Annotated in this window: 14 protein-coding genes; 8 read left to right on the top strand and 6 right to left on the bottom strand. The window is 69.3% G+C overall.

Annotation, left to right across the window (positions count from 1 at the left end):
* Nucleotides 1-35 precede the first annotated feature (35 nt).
* Complete coding sequence (locus ABIE21_RS18100) at nucleotides 36-1553, bottom strand: MFS transporter (protein ID WP_354026255.1); 1518 nt, start codon at nucleotides 1551-1553, stop codon at nucleotides 36-38.
* Nucleotides 1554-1590: 37 nt separating this feature from the next.
* On the opposite strand from ABIE21_RS18100, the gene ABIE21_RS18095 reads away from it, so the two are divergent.
* Nucleotides 1591-2142 (top strand): TetR/AcrR family transcriptional regulator, encoded by a 552-nt coding sequence (locus ABIE21_RS18095; protein WP_354026254.1) that lies wholly within the window; start codon nucleotides 1591-1593, stop codon nucleotides 2140-2142.
* A 99-nt stretch (nucleotides 2143-2241) separates the two neighbouring features.
* Here ABIE21_RS18095 and serA read toward each other — a convergent pair whose 3' ends face one another.
* Nucleotides 2242-3831, bottom strand: a complete 1590-nt coding sequence (serA, locus tag ABIE21_RS18090; RefSeq protein ID WP_354026253.1) for a phosphoglycerate dehydrogenase — start codon at nucleotides 3829-3831, stop codon at nucleotides 2242-2244.
* 80 nt (nucleotides 3832-3911) lie between these two features.
* On the opposite strand from serA, the gene ABIE21_RS18085 reads away from it, so the two are divergent.
* From ABIE21_RS18085 to ABIE21_RS18070, 4 genes are all read left to right on the top strand, one after another.
* Complete coding sequence (locus ABIE21_RS18085; protein ID WP_354026252.1) at nucleotides 3912-4307, top strand: DoxX family protein; 396 nt, start codon at nucleotides 3912-3914, stop codon at nucleotides 4305-4307.
* 295 nt (nucleotides 4308-4602) lie between these two features.
* Nucleotides 4603-5826: a quaternary amine ABC transporter ATP-binding protein gene (locus ABIE21_RS18080; protein WP_354026300.1), complete on the top strand. Its 1224-nt coding sequence runs from the start codon at nucleotides 4603-4605 to the stop codon at nucleotides 5824-5826.
* Nucleotides 5823-6764: an ABC transporter permease gene (locus tag ABIE21_RS18075; protein ID WP_354026251.1), complete on the top strand. Its 942-nt coding sequence runs from the start codon at nucleotides 5823-5825 to the stop codon at nucleotides 6762-6764. The genes ABIE21_RS18080 and ABIE21_RS18075 overlap by 4 nt, the downstream gene beginning before the upstream one ends.
* 106 nt (nucleotides 6765-6870) lie before the next feature.
* A complete protein-coding gene (locus ABIE21_RS18070) occupies nucleotides 6871-7767 on the top strand; it encodes a glycine betaine ABC transporter substrate-binding protein (protein WP_354026250.1) in 897 nt (298 codons plus the stop codon).
* A gap of 102 nt (nucleotides 7768-7869) precedes the next feature.
* On the opposite strand, the gene ABIE21_RS18065 is transcribed toward ABIE21_RS18070, so the two are convergent.
* From ABIE21_RS18065 to ABIE21_RS18055, 3 genes are all read right to left on the bottom strand, one after another.
* Complete coding sequence (locus tag ABIE21_RS18065) at nucleotides 7870-8226, bottom strand: hypothetical protein (protein WP_354026249.1); 357 nt, start codon at nucleotides 8224-8226, stop codon at nucleotides 7870-7872.
* A 2-nt stretch (nucleotides 8227-8228) separates the two neighbouring features.
* Nucleotides 8229-8729, bottom strand: coding sequence for a hypothetical protein (locus tag ABIE21_RS18060; protein ID WP_354026248.1), 501 nt, complete (start codon nucleotides 8727-8729; stop codon nucleotides 8229-8231).
* Between the two features lie 61 nt (nucleotides 8730-8790).
* Nucleotides 8791-12147, bottom strand: coding sequence for a lamin tail domain-containing protein (locus ABIE21_RS18055; RefSeq protein WP_354026247.1), 3357 nt, complete (start codon nucleotides 12145-12147; stop codon nucleotides 8791-8793).
* 199 nt (nucleotides 12148-12346) lie between these two features.
* Between ABIE21_RS18055 and ABIE21_RS18050 the strand changes: the two genes are divergently transcribed.
* From ABIE21_RS18050 to ABIE21_RS18040, 3 genes are all read left to right on the top strand, one after another.
* A complete protein-coding gene (locus ABIE21_RS18050) occupies nucleotides 12347-12766 on the top strand; it encodes a VOC family protein (RefSeq protein WP_354026246.1) in 420 nt (139 codons plus the stop codon).
* A 198-nt stretch (nucleotides 12767-12964) separates the two neighbouring features.
* The gene (locus tag ABIE21_RS18045; RefSeq protein ID WP_354026245.1) at nucleotides 12965-13780 is read left to right on the top strand and encodes an FAD binding domain-containing protein; all 816 of its coding nucleotides are present in this window, start codon (nucleotides 12965-12967) and stop codon (nucleotides 13778-13780) included.
* Nucleotides 13777-16500: a molybdopterin-dependent oxidoreductase gene (locus ABIE21_RS18040; protein ID WP_354026244.1), complete on the top strand. Its 2724-nt coding sequence runs from the start codon at nucleotides 13777-13779 to the stop codon at nucleotides 16498-16500. Before ABIE21_RS18045 ends, ABIE21_RS18040 begins: the two co-directional genes overlap by 4 nt.
* Here the strand turns inward: ABIE21_RS18040 and ABIE21_RS18035 are convergent.
* A complete protein-coding gene (locus ABIE21_RS18035) occupies nucleotides 16497-16826 on the bottom strand; it encodes a DUF3467 domain-containing protein (RefSeq protein ID WP_354026243.1) in 330 nt (109 codons plus the stop codon). The two genes, ABIE21_RS18040 and ABIE21_RS18035, sit on opposite strands and share 4 nt — an antisense overlap.
* Nucleotide 16827 lies beyond the last annotated feature (1 nt).

The raw sequence follows: 16827 nt of genomic DNA, 5'->3' as shown, positions 1-16827 counted from the left end.
CGGACCGTGCGTTTCGACGTGTCCCACCTGTCTCGCTAGCCTCGCACCTTGCGCAGCGTGATCAACGTCACGGCGATCGCGACGGCCATGAGCGCGACGGCGACCCACGATGTCGCAACCACACCCGAGTCGAATGCGGCGCGCGCCGACTCGAGCAGCCGGTCGCCGAGGGCGGCAGGAAGCCCCTCCGACACCTCGACGGCGCCGCCGAGCGTCTCGCGTGCGGCCGCCGCGTCTGACGAGCCGACCCCGTCGGGGATCACGATCGACGTGCGGTAGGAGGCGGCGAGGATGCTGCCGAGAACCGCGGTTCCGAGAACGGCGCCGACCTCGTAGGCGGTCTCGGAGACGGCGGATGCTGCTCCCGCTTTCGCGGGCGGAACGCTCGAGATGATGAGGTCGTTCGAGAGCGTCTCCGCGGCACCGATCCCCGCGCCGAGCACGCAGAACGCGATCACCAGGCTGAGCACGGTCGAGTCCGACCCGATGATCGCGATCGACGCGTAGGCGACGAGCGACAGCGTGAGTCCGAACGCCATGATGAACCCGGGGCGCACGAAGCGCACCACCGGCACGACGAGCAGGCCGGCGGCGATGATCACCACTGTTCCCGGCAGTAGCTGCAGCGCAGCCTCGAGCGGATCGAGCCCGAGCACCAGCTGGAGGTGCTGGGTGAGGAAGAACAGCAGACCGACGAGCGAGATCACGCTCACCAGGTTGACGATGACCGCTCCGCTGAACGCGGGCGCCCGGAAGAGCTGCATGTCGAGCATGGGGTTCGCCTGTCGCGACAGCCGGCGCACGAACAGGGTTCCCGCGGTCAAGCCGACCAGGGTGAGCGCGATAGGCAGCACGCCGAACCCCTCGGTGGCGACCTCCTTGATCGCGTAGACGATGGGGGCGAGCGTCGCCATCGACAGCAGGATGCTCGGAAGGTCGAACGGGCCGGGCGAGGGGTCTTTCGAGTCCTTGATGAGGATGGGCGCGAGCACGAGCAGCGGGAGGAGTACGGGAATGGCGATGAGGAACGTCGAGCCCCACCAGTAGTGCTCGAGCAGCACCCCGCCCACGATCGGACCGATCGCGGAGCCGGCCGAGAAGCCCGTGGCCCAGATCGCGATGGCGAGGCGGCGCTGCCGGCGGTCGAGGAAGAGGCTGCGCAGGAGCGACAGGGTGGCAGGCATGATCATGGCACCGAACACGCCGAGGAGTACCCTGGCCGCGATGAGCGAGGTCGCATCCGGGGCGAACGCGGCGAACAGGGAGACGACCCCGAAGCCGCTCGCGCCGATCATGAGCAGGCGGCGGCGGCCGTAGCGGTCGCCGAGGTTGCCCATGGCGACGAGCAGTCCGGCGAGGGCGAGCGGGTAGGCGTCGACGATCCAGAGCTGGGCGGCCGCGCTCGGCAGCAGGTCGCGGGCGATGTGCGGCAGGGCGAAGCTCAGCACGGTGTTGTCGATCGAGACGAGCAGCACCGGCAGCATGAGCACGGCGAGGCCGGCCCACTGCCGAGGTGTGGCCCGGACCCGGGTGGTGGTGTCTGTGGTGCTCATTCTGGCAACTGTACCGTCTGGACGGTACAGTTGCCAGATGACGCAGAAACAGTCGGCGAAGGAACCCGTGCTCGACGCGTTCGAGCGGGTGGTCATCGAGCGCGGCGAACGGGCCGCGACGCTCGAGGCGGTCGCGGTCGAGGCCGGCGTCTCCAAGGGCGGGCTGCTCTACCACTTCGGATCGAAGAAAGACCTGGTCGACGGCGTGATCGAGCGCATCTCCGCCAGCGCGACCGACTACTCCGATCTGCTGCGGGCCTCGCCCGAGGGGGTGGTGAGCACGTTCATCCGCACCTCGGTGACGGCGGGGACCGACTTCGACAACTCGTACATCGCCCTCACCCGGCTCGCCCAGTCGGGCATCTACCCCGAGGCGCGGGCGGCGCTCGCCCGCATCGAGACGGAGTGGTTCGACCTCGTCGAGTCCGAGGTCGGCGATCCCGGGGTCGCGCGGCTGGTGCTGCTCGTCAGCGACGGCCTCTACTACAGCTCGGCGCTCTTCCCCGATGCGACGACCCGCACCGACGCCGGTTCGCTCGACGAGGTCATCGCCGTGGTCGCCGACCTGGTGCGCGCGCGACGGGGCTGACCCCATAGACCGGACACCGAAGGGCGCCACTTCGGGCGTCGGGCTGCAGCGCGCGCTGTAGCCGTCCGCCCGAATTGGCGCCCTGAGGAGGGAGCTGGTCTACTCCGTGATGTCGATCTCGCGCAGCACGTCGGCGTCGATCGCCACGCGCACGGTCTCGAGCAGCTCGTCGGGAGCGGGCGAGTCGACGGTCAGCACGCTGAGCGCCTGGCCGCCGGCCTCGTGACGGGCGATCTGCATGCCCGCGATATTGATGGATGCGTCGCCGAACTCCTTGCCGTAGACGGCGACGATGCCGGGCCGGTCGGTGTAGATCATCACGATGAGGTGCTTGGCGAACGGCACCTCGACGTCGTAGCCGTTGATCTCGACGATCTTCTCGGTCTGCTTGGTTCCGGTGAGCGTGCCGGAGACCGACACCTGCGAGCCGTCGCTCAGCGCGCCGCGGATCGTGAGCAGGTTGCGGTACTCCTCGCTCTCGGTCTCGGTGATGAGACGCACGGTGACACCGCGCTGCTCGGCGAGGAGCGGCGCGTTGACGTAGCTGACCGACTCGCTGACGATGTTCGAGAAGATGCCCTTGAGCGCGGCGAGCTTGAGCACGCTCACGTCGAAGTCGGCGATCTCGCCGCGCACCTCGACGTCGATGCTCGTGACCGGGCTGCTGGCGAGTCCGGAGAAGACCTGGCCGAGCTTCTCCATCAGCGGGATGCCGGGGCGCACGCTCGGATCGATGACGCCGCCCGCGACGTTGACCGCGTCGGGAACCAGTTCGCCGCCGAGCGCGAGGCGCACCGACTTCGCGACCGAGACGCCGGCCTTCTCCTGGGCCTCGTCGGTCGACGCACCGAGGTGCGGCGTGAGGATGATGTTGTCGAGCGTCAGCAACGGCGACTCGAGCGGCGGCTCGCTGACGAAGACGTCGAGGCCGGCGCCGGCGATGCGCTGCGACTTGAGGGCCGCGTAGAGCGCGTCCTCGTCGATGAGACCGCCGCGCGCGACGTTGACGATGAACGCGGTGGGCTTCATGGTCGCGAACTGCTCGGTCGAGATCATGCCCGTGGTCTCGGGCGTCTTCGGCATGTGGATCGTGATGAAGTCGCTCTGCGCGAGCAGCTCGTCGAGGGTGAGCAGCGTGACGCCGAGCTGCTGGGCGCGGGCCGAGGTGACGTAGGGGTCGTAGGCGACGACGTTCATGCCGAAGGCCTGCAGGCGCGCGGTGATGAGCGCGCCGATGCGGCCGAGTCCGATGATGCCGACGGTCTTCTCGTACAGCTCGGTGCCGGTGTACTTAGAGCGCTTCCAGGTGCCGGCGGCGAGGCTGGCGTGGGCCGCGGGGATGAACCGGGAGAGGCTGATGATGTGGCCGACGGTGAGCTCGGCCGCCGAGATGATGTTGGAGGTCGGCGCGTTGACGACCATGACGCCGGCGGTCGTCGCCGCCTTGATGTCGACGTTGTCGAGCCCGACACCGGCCCGCGCGATGACCTTGAGGTGCGGCGCGGCCGCGATGGCCTCCTCGTCGACCTTGGTCGCGGAGCGGATGAGGATCGCGCTCGCGTCGGAGAGCGCCGACAGCAGCGCCGGACGGTCGGTGCCGTCTACGGTGCGCACGTCGAAGTCGGGGCCGAGGGCCTCGACAGTCGCGGGTGAAAGTTCTTCTGCAATCAGCACGATCGGCTTAGCCACGAACGATTCCTTCGGGGGTGAGGGGGAGATTGGCGCTGGCCGCGCAACCCGATGAGTCTACTGCGCGGCAGAATGACTCCATGATGGAAGCCGCGCTGGACGTAACACGGACGATCGTGCTCGTGCTGCTGGTCGTTCTCTTCGTCGGCATGGGGGTAGGTCACTTCCGCGAGCGGCCCGCGCGCACGATGGCGGCGATGATCCCTCCGTCGATGCGGCGCAGCGGCGTGCTCCGCCCCATGAACCTCGTCTACCTCACGGGCGTGTGCGAGGTCGCGGGCGGGGTCGGTCTCGCCGTCCCTGCGACCCGGATCGTGGCATCCGTCGCCCTCATCGTCTTTCTCGTGGCCGTGTTTCCGGCCAATGCGTACGCATCGAAGCATCCCGAGCGATTCGGCAGGGCGGCCATCCCGTTCTGGCCGAGACTTGCCGGTCAGGCCGCACTTATCGCCCTGCTGGTGTTCGTCGCGGTGTAGCCGAATGGATGCGCCCCAGCGGTGCCCGCCCGGCGCTCGGCGCGACCGCGTGCTACGGTCGAGGCAGGAAATATTGTTTTTCCGGTCATCTTGGACGCGTTACCTGCGGCCACCCTCGGGGTGGGACCGCCTGTGCGTACGGTGAGACTCTGAAGGCTGCGATCCCGTGATCGCGCCGGCACACGCCCTTCGGCGGTGAAGCGATCAGAGCTACCCGTCCACAAGCACAAGCACCCACAGTCGGGGCCGCATTGCGGCCTTATTCGGGGTGCGCTCGGGAGTACATGTGAGTGACATCTCACCACCGCAGACGATTCTTACGGCCGACGGACTCGGCAAGACCTTCGGAAAGACCCACGCGGTCGTCGACGCCAGTTTCGAGGTGAACCGCGGCGAGATCTTCGTCGTCATGGGGCTCTCGGGCTCCGGCAAGTCGACGCTGATCCGCATGCTCAACGGACTGCTCGAGCCCAGCTCGGGCAGCGTGAGCGTCGCAGGCACCAAGATCTCCGGCCTGCCGGCCGCAAAACTGCGCGAGGTGCGCAAGCGCAGCGTGTCGATGGTGTTCCAGCACTTCGCGCTGCTGCCGCACCGCACCGTGATCGACAACGTGGCCTACGGCCTCGAGATCCAGGGCGTCGCCAAGGCCGAGCGGCTCGAGCGAGCCAACACGATCATCCGCCTCGTCGGGCTCGACGGGCGCCAGAACAGCCTCCCGTCGCAGCTCTCGGGCGGAATGCAGCAGCGCGTCGGCCTCGGCCGGGCGCTCGCCAGCGACACCGACATCCTGCTGATGGACGAGGCCTTCTCGGCGCTCGACCCGCTCATCCGCCGCGAGATGCAGGAGCAGCTCATCGAGCTGCAGAGCGAGCTCGGCAAGACCATCATCTTCATCACGCACGACCTGAACGAGGCCATGTTCCTCGGCGACCGCATCGCCGTCATGCGCGACGGCAAGATCGTGCAGATCGGCACCCCGGAGGAGATCCTCACGGATCCCGCCAACGACTACGTCGCCCAGTTCGTGCAGGACGTCGACCGGGCACGCGTGCTCACCGCCGCCAGCGTCATGGAGCCGGCCCGCTCGGTCGTCACCGTCACCGCCGGCCCCCGTGCCGCGCTGCGAACGATGCGCGACCTGCAGTCGCAGGCCACCTTCGTGCTCGGCCGCGACCGCACCTTCGCCGGCATCGTGCGCGACCGCGACGTTCTGCGCCAGGTCAAGCGCGGCGAGACCGACCTGCGCAGCATCCTGCTCGACGACGCCACGACCGTCACCTCCGACGTCGTGATCAGCGAGCTCGTCGAGCTCTCGGTCGGCAGCGACCTGCCGATCGCCGTGCTCGACGACAAGAAGCGGCTGATCGGCGTGATCCCCCGGGTCACCCTGCTCGCCGCCCTGGGCAACGTGAGCACGACCACCGGTGAGATCCCCGTCACCGAGACCATCGCCACCATCACGGTGAGCGAGATGACCGACACTCTGCTCGATCCCACTCTCGAAGGAGCAGGACGTTGAACGACTTCCGCATTCCCCTTGGCCGCTGGGTCGAGGACATCATCGACTTCATCACCGACACGTTCGGCTTCCTCTTCGACTTCGTGGCCACGGTCGTCTCCGGCGCCTACGAGATCGTCGACGCCGTGTTCTCCACGCCGCCGTTCTGGGCCGTCATCATCGTGCTGGCCGCCCTCGGCTTCGCCGCTCGCGGCTGGAAGTTCGCGATCGGAACCGTGCTCGGGCTGACGCTCATCCTCGGCGTCGACCAGTGGGACAACGCGATGGACACGCTCGCTCTCGTGCTCGTCGCCAGCGTGATCGCGATCCTCATCGCCATACCGCTCGGGATCGCAGCGGCGAAGAGCCGCGCGACGTCGAACCTCCTGCGCCCCGTGCTCGACCTCACGCAGACGATGCCCGCCTTCGTCTACCTGATCCCTGCCCTCATCCTGTTCGGCATCGGCGTCGTGCCCGGCGTCGTCGCGACGATCATCTTCGCCGTGGCTCCCGGAGTGCGGCTGACCGAGCTCGGCATCCGCGGCGTCGACACCGAGGTCGTCGAGGCCGGCCAGGCCTTCGGCGCCTCGCCGTGGCGGATCCTCCGCCAGATCCAGCTGCCGCTCGCGATGCCGAGCATCATGGCCGGCGTCAACCAGGTCATCATGCTCTCGCTCTCCATGGTCGTCATCGCGGGCATGGTCGGCGCGGGCGGCCTCGGCCAGCCCGTCGTCGCGAGCCTGAACCGTATCGATGTCGCCCTCGGCTTCGAGGCAGGCCTCTCGGTCGTCATCCTGGCCATCTTCCTCGACCGGCTCACCGCCGCGCTCGGCGGAGGAGACACGCCTCTCGGTCGCGTGCTGGGCCGCCGCGGCGCCGCCCGTCTCGAACGCGAGTCCGCCGCGAAGGCGGCGAACCCCGGCCAGGCCCCCGCCGAGCGCGAGCTCGTCGACGCCTGACCCACCCTCTTGCCGGCGCCTACGCGTCGGCGAACCGGAGCTTCCTGCTCCTGCAATCTCCAATCACGGCCGGCCACAGCAGTCGACCAACGAAAGGCAGAACACCGTGAAGAACCGTTACACCTCATTCATCGCCCTGGGCGCCGTGAGCATGCTCGCCCTCGCGGGTTGCGCAGCCGCCGGCCCCGCAGAGACCGTCGGCGACGGCAACAAGGACACCAAGGCGCTCGACCTCGCCGTGTTCAACGGCTGGGACGAGGGCATCGCCGCGTCCGAGCTGTGGAAGGCCATCCTCGACGAGAAGGGCTACGACGTCACCCTCTCGTACGCCGACGCGGCCCCCGTCTTCCTCGGCCTCTCGAAGGGCGACTACGACCTGACGCTCGACGTCTGGCTGCCCGACACCCACGCCGCCTACTTCGACAAGTACGGCGACGACATCACAGACCTCGGCGCGTGGAACGAGGAGTCGAAGCTCACGGTCGCCGTGAACGCCGACGCCCCGATCGACTCGCTCGCCGAGCTCGCGGAGAACGCCGACCTGTTCGGCAACGAGATCGTCGGCATCGAGCCGGGCGCCGGCCTCACCGCCGCGATGGAAGAGCGGGTCATCCCGGGTTACGGCCTCGAGGACATGGAGTTCACCACCTCCTCGACCGCCGCCATGCTGACGGCGCTGACCGCCGCGACCGACTCCGGCGAGAACATCGTCGTGACCCTCTGGGAGCCGCACTGGGCGAACTCCGCCTTCCCGATCAAGACGCTCGAAGACCCCGAGGGCACCCTCGCCGACCTCGAGAGCCTGCACGCGTTCGGCAAGGCCGACTTCGAGGACGAGTACCCGCAGGTCACCGAGTGGATGGACAACTTCGAGATGGACCTCGACACGCTCTACTCGCTCGAGCAGGCCATGTTCGTCGACTACGACGGCTCGGACTACGCGCCCATCGTCGCCAAGTGGATCACCGAGAACCAGGAGTACGTCGACTCGCTCACGAGCTAGTCACCAGCCGCCAGACCAGAGGGGCAATGAATCGACCTTCGCAGCCATGCGGAGAGTCGATTCATTGCCCCTCTGTTCGTCAGGCGGGGCGGATGCCGCGACTCAGGCTATGGCGATGATGTCGAGGGTCAGCACCGCGACGAGGGCCAGGCCGAGCGTGAATAGCACGACCTTGCCGAAGAGCGCTCGGCGAAGGCCCATGACGAACGCGAGCAGGTAGACGCCCACCGGGACGAGCATGTTCGCGATGATCAGGGTCCACGGCACCTCGCCGACCGCGACGCCGAGCACCTCGAGGGCGGCGTACTGCCTCGGCAGCTCGATGGCGTTGTTGACCGCCTCCCACAGGTCGTAGGCGTAGAGCAGGCCGAACGCGATCGAGACGGTCACGGCCTGCCAGCCGAGGCGGGTGCGGGCCGGTGCTCGGCTGTCGTCTTCGAGAATGTCTTCGTCGGTCATGCCTACATCCCCAGTACGAATGGAATCGGAATCAGCAGCACGAGACCGGCGATGAGCCAGGCCAGGCGCACGACCGGCCTGCTGCCGCGGGTGAGGTAGAAGGCCGAGGCGAACCAGAGCGGTGCCGATGAGATGGCGAGGAACTCGCCGAACTGGAACATGACCTCGCCGAGGATCGTCGACATGGTGCCGCCGCCGCGGAGCACCGTGGTGATCCAGCCGACCGTGTAGAGGCCGTAGACCCCGGCGACGATGCCGTAGGTCACGAGCAGGAACGAGCTTGTGGGTGAGTCGGTCGCTGAGCCGTCGGTCGCTGAGCCTGTCGAAGCGCGCCCGCCGGTCGCTGAGCCTGTCGAAGCGCCGGCCCGCGACTTCCTCTGCCGCACCGGCTTCGCACCGACGGGCTCAGGCCCGGCCACGTGGCTCGCGTCGCGCTCCCCATCCCAGCTGAGGGCCTCCTCTGATTCGAGGTCGGCGTCGTCTCTCGGCGGGTCAACGGTCATGCGAAAACCCTACCGCCGCCGCCTGTGCCGACCCTGCCCGGCTCGAGCCGCCGTGCGCGCGTCAGGCGCCGTCGGTGCGGGTCCAGCCCCAGTCGGCGCTCGAGTGTGCGACGGGCGCGTCGACCCGCGGCGCGACGGTGATCGCGGTCGTCGCCACCCGCTTCGCGTACTGGAAACCCGCGGATGCCGCGAACTCGTCGTCTGCCGCGGTGTACCTGTTCTGCACACCCGCCTCGACGATGCGCCACGGGCGTCCGTTCGCCAGGGTATTCGACTGCCCGTTCTCGGGCCGGAACTGCCGGTAGTCGTAGTCGAAGCTCGCGCTCGCGTCGAGCCGCACCGAGAACGTGTCGACGGCGATCGTCGAGCTGGCCAGGTCGACCTGCAGCAGCCGCTGGAAGCCTGTCGCCCGCTCCCCCGTGTGCGTGCGGAACTCCTGGTAGTCGGCGAGCAGCTCGACCACGTCGTGCCCCTCGATGCCGCCCGCGTTCTCGGTGACGATCTGCCCGATCCCGTGGAAGTGCCCCGAGAGCACGACGACGACGTTGCGGTTCGGGGCGATGACCCGCTCCCACAGCTTCTGGCCGTTCGACACCCAGCGCGAGTTGGCCGAGCGGTGAGCCCCCTCGAGCTCGGACTTCGGGGTCACGTGCTCGTGCGTCGAGACGACGACATTGAATTGCGGATGACTCGTGACGATGCCCTCGGCCCAGGCGATCTCGCGCTCCCCGTAGGCGTACGGCAACGACAGCATCAGGAAGCGGGCTCCCGCCTGTTCGAACGTCGAGTAGCTGGCGCTGTTGTCACCCTCGGCGATCGAGCCGCCGTAGCTCGGAGCGTCCGCGTAGCGCGACGGAGGGAAGTACTCGTTGTACAGGTCGTTGTCGATGCCGCGCTTGTTGTCGTGGTTGCCGGGCAGCACGCTGTTCGGAACGCCGGCCGAGTCGAGGATCCCCTGCACCGCGCTCGCCCGTTCGAATTCGCGGCGCGCCCGGGTATCGTCTTGGTTCGGGTCGACCCAGTTCTGCACGAGGTCGCCGGTGTGCGTGGCGAACGCGATCTTGCGCTCGTCGGCGCTGTCGGCGATCCAGCTGACGAGCTCGGCGTAGACGGCGGGGTAGGTCTCGGTGAGGTACTGCGTGTCGGTGATGTGCGAGATCGCGAGGTCGTAGTCGTCCGGGTCTTCGAGAGCGCCGTCGGCCGTCTCCGCCAGCGTCGCCGCGGTGCGCGGCCCGTTCTGGGCGAGCAAGGTGACGGTGCCGTCGTCGAGGTCGCCCTCGGCGAGCACGCCCTCGAGCCGGGACGTTCCGGCAGCCAGCATCCGCCAGGCAGAGGCCGCTGCATCCCACACACTGAACTGGATCTCGTTCCGGCCGGTCGACTCGCCCGCCCAGGCGACGGTCGACCCCGCGGCCAGGCCGTCTGCGTCGACCACGAACCGCTGGTACGGGTAGCCCCACGCGTCGTCGAGGGCGGCGGCGGGTGCGAGCGGGTCGAGCTTCCGTTCGGCGTCGCCGACCTTTTCGGCGAGCGGGGCCGGGCTGACGCCGGCGTAGGCCTCGAGCACGGTGACGGGGGTGCCTGCGGCGGCCACTCGCGGTGCGGCCGCGGGCGCGACGGCCGGCTCCTGCGGCGCGGCGCCGGCCGCCACCCGCAACGTCGGGTCGACCCACTCGTGCCGGTCGATGCGTCCGGGCGTCGCCGGCGCCGTCACGAAGTCGTCGTCGTCGACGCCGGTGAAGCGGGTGCGTTGAAACGTCTCGCCGCGCATCCGGTCGAGCGCGAAGGTCGCGAGTGCGACGCCTTTGGTGCACGGGCTGGGGGTGACGAGGCTCTCGTCCATCTCGTTCAGCGCGTAGACGCCGGCGCTGTCGACACGTCGGCCCGAGGCATCCGCTATCCAGACGCCGCCGCCCAGGAAGTTGATCGACGTGTCGTAGCCGATGTCGGCGTCGGTCGCGGTTCCGACACGGGCGGCGACGAAGGTGGCGCCCGGCCGCAGCACGGTGCCCGCGGGCACGGTGGCCTGCACGGCGCGGCTGCGGATGCCGCTCTCCTCGCAGCGGCGGATCGTGTAGCCGCCGATGTCCACCCGCGTGGTGCCGAAGTTGGCGAGCTCGACGAAGTTGCTCGGCTCGATCCCGTTCGGCATCTGGTCGCGCGCGGGGTCGTTGGCGAATTCGCTGATGGCGACGGCGGGCTGCGCGCCCGACCCGGCCGTCCCATACGCGAACGGCTCGGCGAACACGCTCGACTCGCGCCTCGCGTTGGCGCGCCCCGGTGTGCGCGGCGCGACGATGAACCCGGATTCGGTCAGCTGGTACGACTCGTCGGCGACGAAGTCGAGCACGGCCGGCAGTTTGTCGTTCTGGCAGGCGCTGTCGGCGTAGTTCGACGTGGCGATGCGGTCGACGAGCCGGCCGTCGGAGGTCTGCAGCAGGACTCCGGATGTCACGTCCGCCAGCTCTCTGGAGTAGCGGGCGTCGGCGGTGCCGGTGAAGCCCGGGCCGCCGAGCACCCAGCGGTCGCCGGGTGCCAGCACGCTCGATTCCTCGAGCGTGAGCTGCAGCGTGTCGGGGCGGAGCCGCCCGCTCGCGGTGCAGCGGTAGAGCTGCCAGCCGCCGAGGTCGACGCTCTGGCTCGAGGTGTTGAGCAGCTCGACGAACTCGTCGTCGACGGCTGCGGCGCCCGACGGCGCGTACTCGGAGATGACAACGCCGGTGTCGGCGCGGGCCGTGGCCTTGACGGAGTTGGCGGCGCCGATCGTGGCGGGCGCCGCGAGGAAGTCGTTGGTCGTGTCGCCGGTGTTCGCGATGCGCTGCCAGCTCTCGCCGAGCGCGAAGTTCAGCGTGTTGGGCAGGTTGGCGTCGTCGGTGCACTCGCTCTCGGTGGGCCATGGTTCGTTCGGGTAGACGCCTACGGCGTCCGCCCGCCGCGAATCGGGCGACTCGAGATAGAGCCCGAACCCGAGGATCGAGTACGGCTGGCCGACGTGCGCGTCGCCCGGCATGCCGATCTTGCTGACGGTGAAGATGTCTCCCGGCTGCAGCACGACGCCGCTCAGGTCGGCCTCGGGGCGTCCGACGTTGGCGCGCAGGCCCTGGATGCTGCACCGGTAGACGTTCCAGCCGGAGAGGTCGACGGCCGTGTCTCCCCAATTGCGGAGCTCGAAGAAGCCGTCGGCGTCGGAGCGGGGTCCGCCGTTGGCCACCTCGTTGAACAGCACGGTTCCGGTGCTCGAGGCGGCGGGCTTGTTCGCGACTGCGGTGCTCGTCGCGACTGCGGTGTTGGTCGCGACTGAGGTGTTGGTCGTGCCGGTGACCGGCGTCTGTGCGACCGCCGCTGCCGGCGGGGCGATCACCACGCCGGCGGTCGTGAACGAGGTGACGAGCAGGGCGGCGATCATTTGCTGGCGCACGCCTACAGCGTGGGCGTGCGCCGTGTACCGTCCGTGGCGCGCAGGTGTGCCCGCGGTGAACGCTCCCCTACCGCTCTGCGCATCCGGTCCCCTCTCCCAAAACGAAGGAGTACCGGCCAGTCGCGAGTGCGAAACGGCGTTTCGCCGCGTAATCGACACCGAAGTCCTTCGTTTGGGTCGCCGTCGTAGGGTGTGGAGCATGAGCGAAGACACCGACCCCGCGCCCGTGCGCCAGCTGCGCCTCGTCATCCAGGCCGACGACTTCGAGGCCGCCGTCGCCTTCTACCGCGATGCGCTCGGCCTCACCGAGGAGGCCGCGTTCGAGGGAGAGGGCGACGCGCGCGTCATGATCCTCGACGCGGGCCGCGCCACCCTTGAGATCGCCAACCCGGCGCAGGTGAAGATGATCGACGGCATCGAAGCCGAAGGACTACCGAGCGCCCGGATGCGCGTCGCCTTCGAGGTGGCCGACGCCCAGACGGCGACCGACGGCCTCGTCGACGCCGGCGCCACGCTCATCGCGTCGCCGCGGGAGACGCCGTGGCGTTCGCTCAACTCCCGGCTCGACGCGCCGGGCGGCCTCCAGATCACCCTCTTCCAAGAGCTTGACGCCGAGTAGAGCTCGCGCCGTCGCTCTCTCCGAAAACGAAGGAGAATCGCCCGGCTACGGGTGCGAAACACAGTTTCGCACGCCGATCCGCGCCGAAGTCCTTCGTTTTCAGCAGGGGCGGCGCGCGTTCTTCAGTCACGGGCCACGCGTCAAGGGCCGCGCGGCGTTACACGCGCGTCACACGAATGATGTTGACTCGATAGGACAATGGACCTCATCACCGTGCGCGACACCCGGGTCGCGCGATCCCGCGACGACATCGTGCTCGCGCCCGGAGAGCAGCCGCTCGGCGGCGGCACCTGGCTCTTCTCCGAGGAGCAGCCGGGGCTGACCGGTCTCGTCGACCTCACGGCGCTCGGCTGGCAGCCGCTGGTCGAGTCGGACGCCGGCCTGAGCATCGCGGCCACGTGCACGATCGCAGAGCTCGCGCGTATCCCCGAGCACGAGGGCTGGTGGGCGCATCCGCTGTTCTCGCAGGCGGCCAATTCGCTGCTCGCCAGCTTCAAGATCTGGAACATCGCGACCGTCGGCGGCAACATCTGCACGTCGCTGCCCGCCGGTCCGATGATCTCCCTCGCTGCGGCGACGGATGCCTCGGCCCTGATCTGGTCGCCCGACGGCACCGATCGCCGGCTCGACGTCGCCGACCTCGTCACCGGGTCGCAGCAGAACCTGCTGTCGCACGGCGAGGTGCTGCGCGCCATCGACATCCCGCTGAGGAGCCTCCAGTCGCGCACGGCCTTCCGCCGCATCGCGCTCTCGCCGCTCGGCCGCACCGGCACCCTGCTCATCGCCCGCGTCGACCCCAGCGGCGAGTGCGTTTTCACCGTGAGCGGCGGCACCACCCGCCCGGTCGCGCTCCGCTTCGACGAGCTGCCGTCGGAGGCCGCACTGCGCCAGCGCGTCGAGGGCATCACCGAGTGGTTCACCGACGCGCACGGCGCCGCAGACTGGCGCCGTGCGATGAGCGTGCTGTTCGCCGAGGAGCTGCGCACCGAACTGGGCGAGGAGACGAGCGCATGAGGTTCGAGATCAACGGTGAGAGCGTCGAGGCCCAGCCGCAGCCCGGCCAGGTGCTGCGCACCCTGCTGCGCGACCTCGACCACTTCGAGGTCAAGAAGGGCTGTGACGCGGGCGACTGCGGCGCGTGCTCGGTGCTGCTCGAGGGCGAGCCGATCCACTCCTGCATCTACCCCGCACACCGGCTGGAGGGCGCCCACGTCACCACCGTCGCGGGGCTCGGCACACCCGAGCATCCGCACCCGATGCAGCAGAGCTTCGTCGACGCCGCGGGTTTCCAGTGCGGGTTCTGCACCGCCGGCATGGTCGTCACCGCGTCGACCTTCACCGAGGACGACAAGGACGACCTGCCCCGGCTGCTCAAGGGCAACCTATGCCGCTGCACCGGCTACCGCTCGATCAAGGACGCGATCTGCGGCACGAGCAACACCGAGCACGCCCCGGCGGGCGACGCCGCTGGACGTTCGGTCCGGGCACCGGCTGGCATGCGCGTCGCGACCGGCCGCGAGGAGTACACCCTCGACGCGCCGACTCATGACGTCCCGGCCCCCGACGGAACCCCGACCGCGGTGCTGCACCTGGCAGTGCTGAAGAGCCCGCACGCCCACGCGCGCATCCTGTCGATCGACACCTCCCGCGCCGAGGCCGCAGGCGGCGTGCACGCCGTGCTCACCCACCGAGACTCCCCCTCCACCCTGTTCTCCACCGGACGCCACGAGATGCGCACCGACGACCCCGACGACACGCTCGTATTCGACACGGTGCTGCGGTTCCGCGGCCAGCGCGTCGCGGCGGTCGTCGCCGACACGGTCGCGATCGCCCAGCGCGCGCTAGAGCTGATCGACGTCGAGTACGAGCTGCTTCCGGCGGTGTTCGACCCGGATGCGGCCCGCTCCCCCGGCGCACCCCTGTTGCACCCGGAGAAGGGCCCGGAGTCGCGCATCGACGATCCCGCACGAAACGTGCTCGCGCAGATGCACAGCGAGATGGGCGACGTCGACACCGCCCTGGCGAACGCGCACGCCGTCGTGAGCGGAACCTGGCAGACCCAGCGGGTGAGCCATGCCGCCCTCGAGACCCACGCCACCCGCGGGTGGATCTCCGGCGACGGCCGGCTCGTGCTGCGCACCAGCTCGCAGGTGCCGTTCCTCGTGCGCGACGAGCTGTGCCACATCTTCGGCCTCGATCCCGAACGGGTGCGCGTGTTCACCGCGAGGGTCGGCGGCGGCTTCGGCGGCAAGCAGGAGCTCATCACCGAAGACCTCGTCACCCTCGCCGTGCTCACCACCCAGCGCCCCGTGCAGTACGAGTTCACCCGCGGCGACGAGTTCACCGTCGCCTCGCCACGGCACCCGATGCGCATCGAGGTGAAACTCGGCGCGACCGCCGACGGGCAGCTCACCGCGATGTCGGTCGACGAGCTCATGGACACCGGCGCCTACGGCAACCACGGCGTCGGCGTGATGTTCCACAGCGTGCACGAGTCGGTGGCGATCTACCGCTGTGCGAACAAGCGGGTGGATGCCGAGTCGGTGTACACGAACAATCTGCCCTCCGGGGCCTTCCGCGGCTACGGCCTGGGCCAGGTCATCTTCGCGATCGAGTCGGCCATGGACGAGCTGGCCCGCACCCTGGGCATCGACCCGTTCGAGCTGCGCCGCCGCAACGTGATCGTGCCCGGCGACGCCATGGTCGTCACGAATCCGCACGAGGAGTCCGACCTCGTCGTCGGCAGCTACGGACTCGACCAGTGCATCGACCTCGCCGAGGCGGCGCTTCTGCGCGGCAACGGCGTCGCGGCTCCCACCGGACCCACCTGGTCGGTCGGCACGGGCCTCGGCGTCGCGATGATCGCCACCGTGCCTCCGCGCGGCCACTTCGCAGACACCTCGATCGCGCTGCTCGCCGACGGCAGCTACGAGCTCGGTGTCGGCACCGCGGAGTTCGGCAACGGCACGACGACCGTGCACACCCAGCTCGTCGCGACGGCGCTGAACACCACGGTCGACCGGGTGCGCATCCGCCAGTCCGACACCGACGTGGCGCGCTACGACACCGGAGCCTTCGGCTCGGCAGGCGTCGTCGTAGCCGGCAAGGCACTGCTCGCGGCGTCGCTGAAGCTGTCGGCGATGATGATCGAGCGTGCCGCGCAGGTGACCGGTGCCGAGGGCGCCCGCACGGTGGTGGCGGGCGGGGTTCTCGTCGGAGATACCCTCGTCGAGGCATCCGCCATTCTCGAAACGGGCCCGCTCATCGCCGACGGCAGCCACGACGGCACCCCGCGCTCGGTGGCGTTCAACGTGCACGCCTTCAGGGTGGCGGTCGACACGGCGACGGGCGAGGTGCGGATTCTGCAGTCGATCCAGACGGCGGATGCCGGAACGGTGCTGAATCCGGAGCAACTCCGCGGGCAGATCGAGGGCGGAACGGCGCAGGCGATCGGCACGGCGCTCTACGAGGAGATGCTGCTCGACGGCGAGGGCCGCGTCACCACGACGGCGTTCCGCAACTACCACGTGCCGCAGTTCGCCGACATCCCCGAGACCGAGGTGTACTTCGCCGCGACGCACGACGGCATGGGGCCGCTCGGCGCGAAGTCGATGAGTGAGGCGCCCTACAACCCCGTGGCGCCGGCGCTGGCGAACGCGATCCGTGACGCGATCGGGGTGCGGCCGTTCGAACTGCCGATGTCGCGTGACCGCCTCTGGCGCATGCTGAACTAGCGAATGTCGCCGAACAGCGGCTTCTCCGGCGCCTTCTTGCCGGTCTCGCGCTCCCACGCCTCGAGCTGCTGGGCGAGCGCCTTCGCGAGCTCGAACACCTGCTCCGGGGGGATGCGGATGCGGCTCACGACCTGCCCGGGCACGAGGATCGACTCCGCGCCGGTCTCGCTGTCGGTGGTCGGCTGTGGAGGCTGGGTGAGCGCGACGAAGTCCATCACGAACACGTTCGGGGTGTGCCAGACACTGGCGAAATCGGCGAACAGGCCGGCGACGGCGGTCGGCGGGAGGTCGATCTTGAACGTGCGCGGGGTCTCGATGTCTGACATA

The sequence above is a fragment of the Conyzicola nivalis genome (assembly GCF_040548875.1).
Classification (GTDB): domain Bacteria; phylum Actinomycetota; class Actinomycetes; order Actinomycetales; family Microbacteriaceae; genus Conyzicola; species Conyzicola nivalis_A.
This window is presented reverse-complemented; position numbering and strand designations above follow the sequence as displayed.

Excerpts from the sequence above, each read along its gene's own strand:
- ABIE21_RS18035 (WP_354026243.1), bottom strand. The coding sequence starts at position 16,826 with ATGTCAGACATCGAGACCCCGCGCACGTTCAAGATCGACCTCCCGCCG.
- ABIE21_RS18040 (WP_354026244.1), top strand. The coding sequence starts at position 13,777 with ATGAGGTTCGAGATCAACGGTGAGAGCGTCGAGGCCCAGCCGCAGCCC.
- ABIE21_RS18085 (WP_354026252.1), top strand. The coding sequence starts at position 3,912 with ATGATGGAAGCCGCGCTGGACGTAACACGGACGATCGTGCTCGTGCTG.
- ABIE21_RS18100 (WP_354026255.1), bottom strand. The coding sequence starts at position 1,553 with ATGAGCACCACAGACACCACCACCCGGGTCCGGGCCACACCTCGGCAG.
- ABIE21_RS18095 (WP_354026254.1), top strand. The coding sequence starts at position 1,591 with ATGACGCAGAAACAGTCGGCGAAGGAACCCGTGCTCGACGCGTTCGAG.
- ABIE21_RS18060 (WP_354026248.1), bottom strand. The coding sequence starts at position 8,729 with ATGACCGTTGACCCGCCGAGAGACGACGCCGACCTCGAATCAGAGGAG.
- ABIE21_RS18050 (WP_354026246.1), top strand. The coding sequence starts at position 12,347 with ATGAGCGAAGACACCGACCCCGCGCCCGTGCGCCAGCTGCGCCTCGTC.
- ABIE21_RS18045 (WP_354026245.1), top strand. The coding sequence starts at position 12,965 with ATGGACCTCATCACCGTGCGCGACACCCGGGTCGCGCGATCCCGCGAC.
- ABIE21_RS18065 (WP_354026249.1), bottom strand. The coding sequence starts at position 8,226 with ATGACCGACGAAGACATTCTCGAAGACGACAGCCGAGCACCGGCCCGC.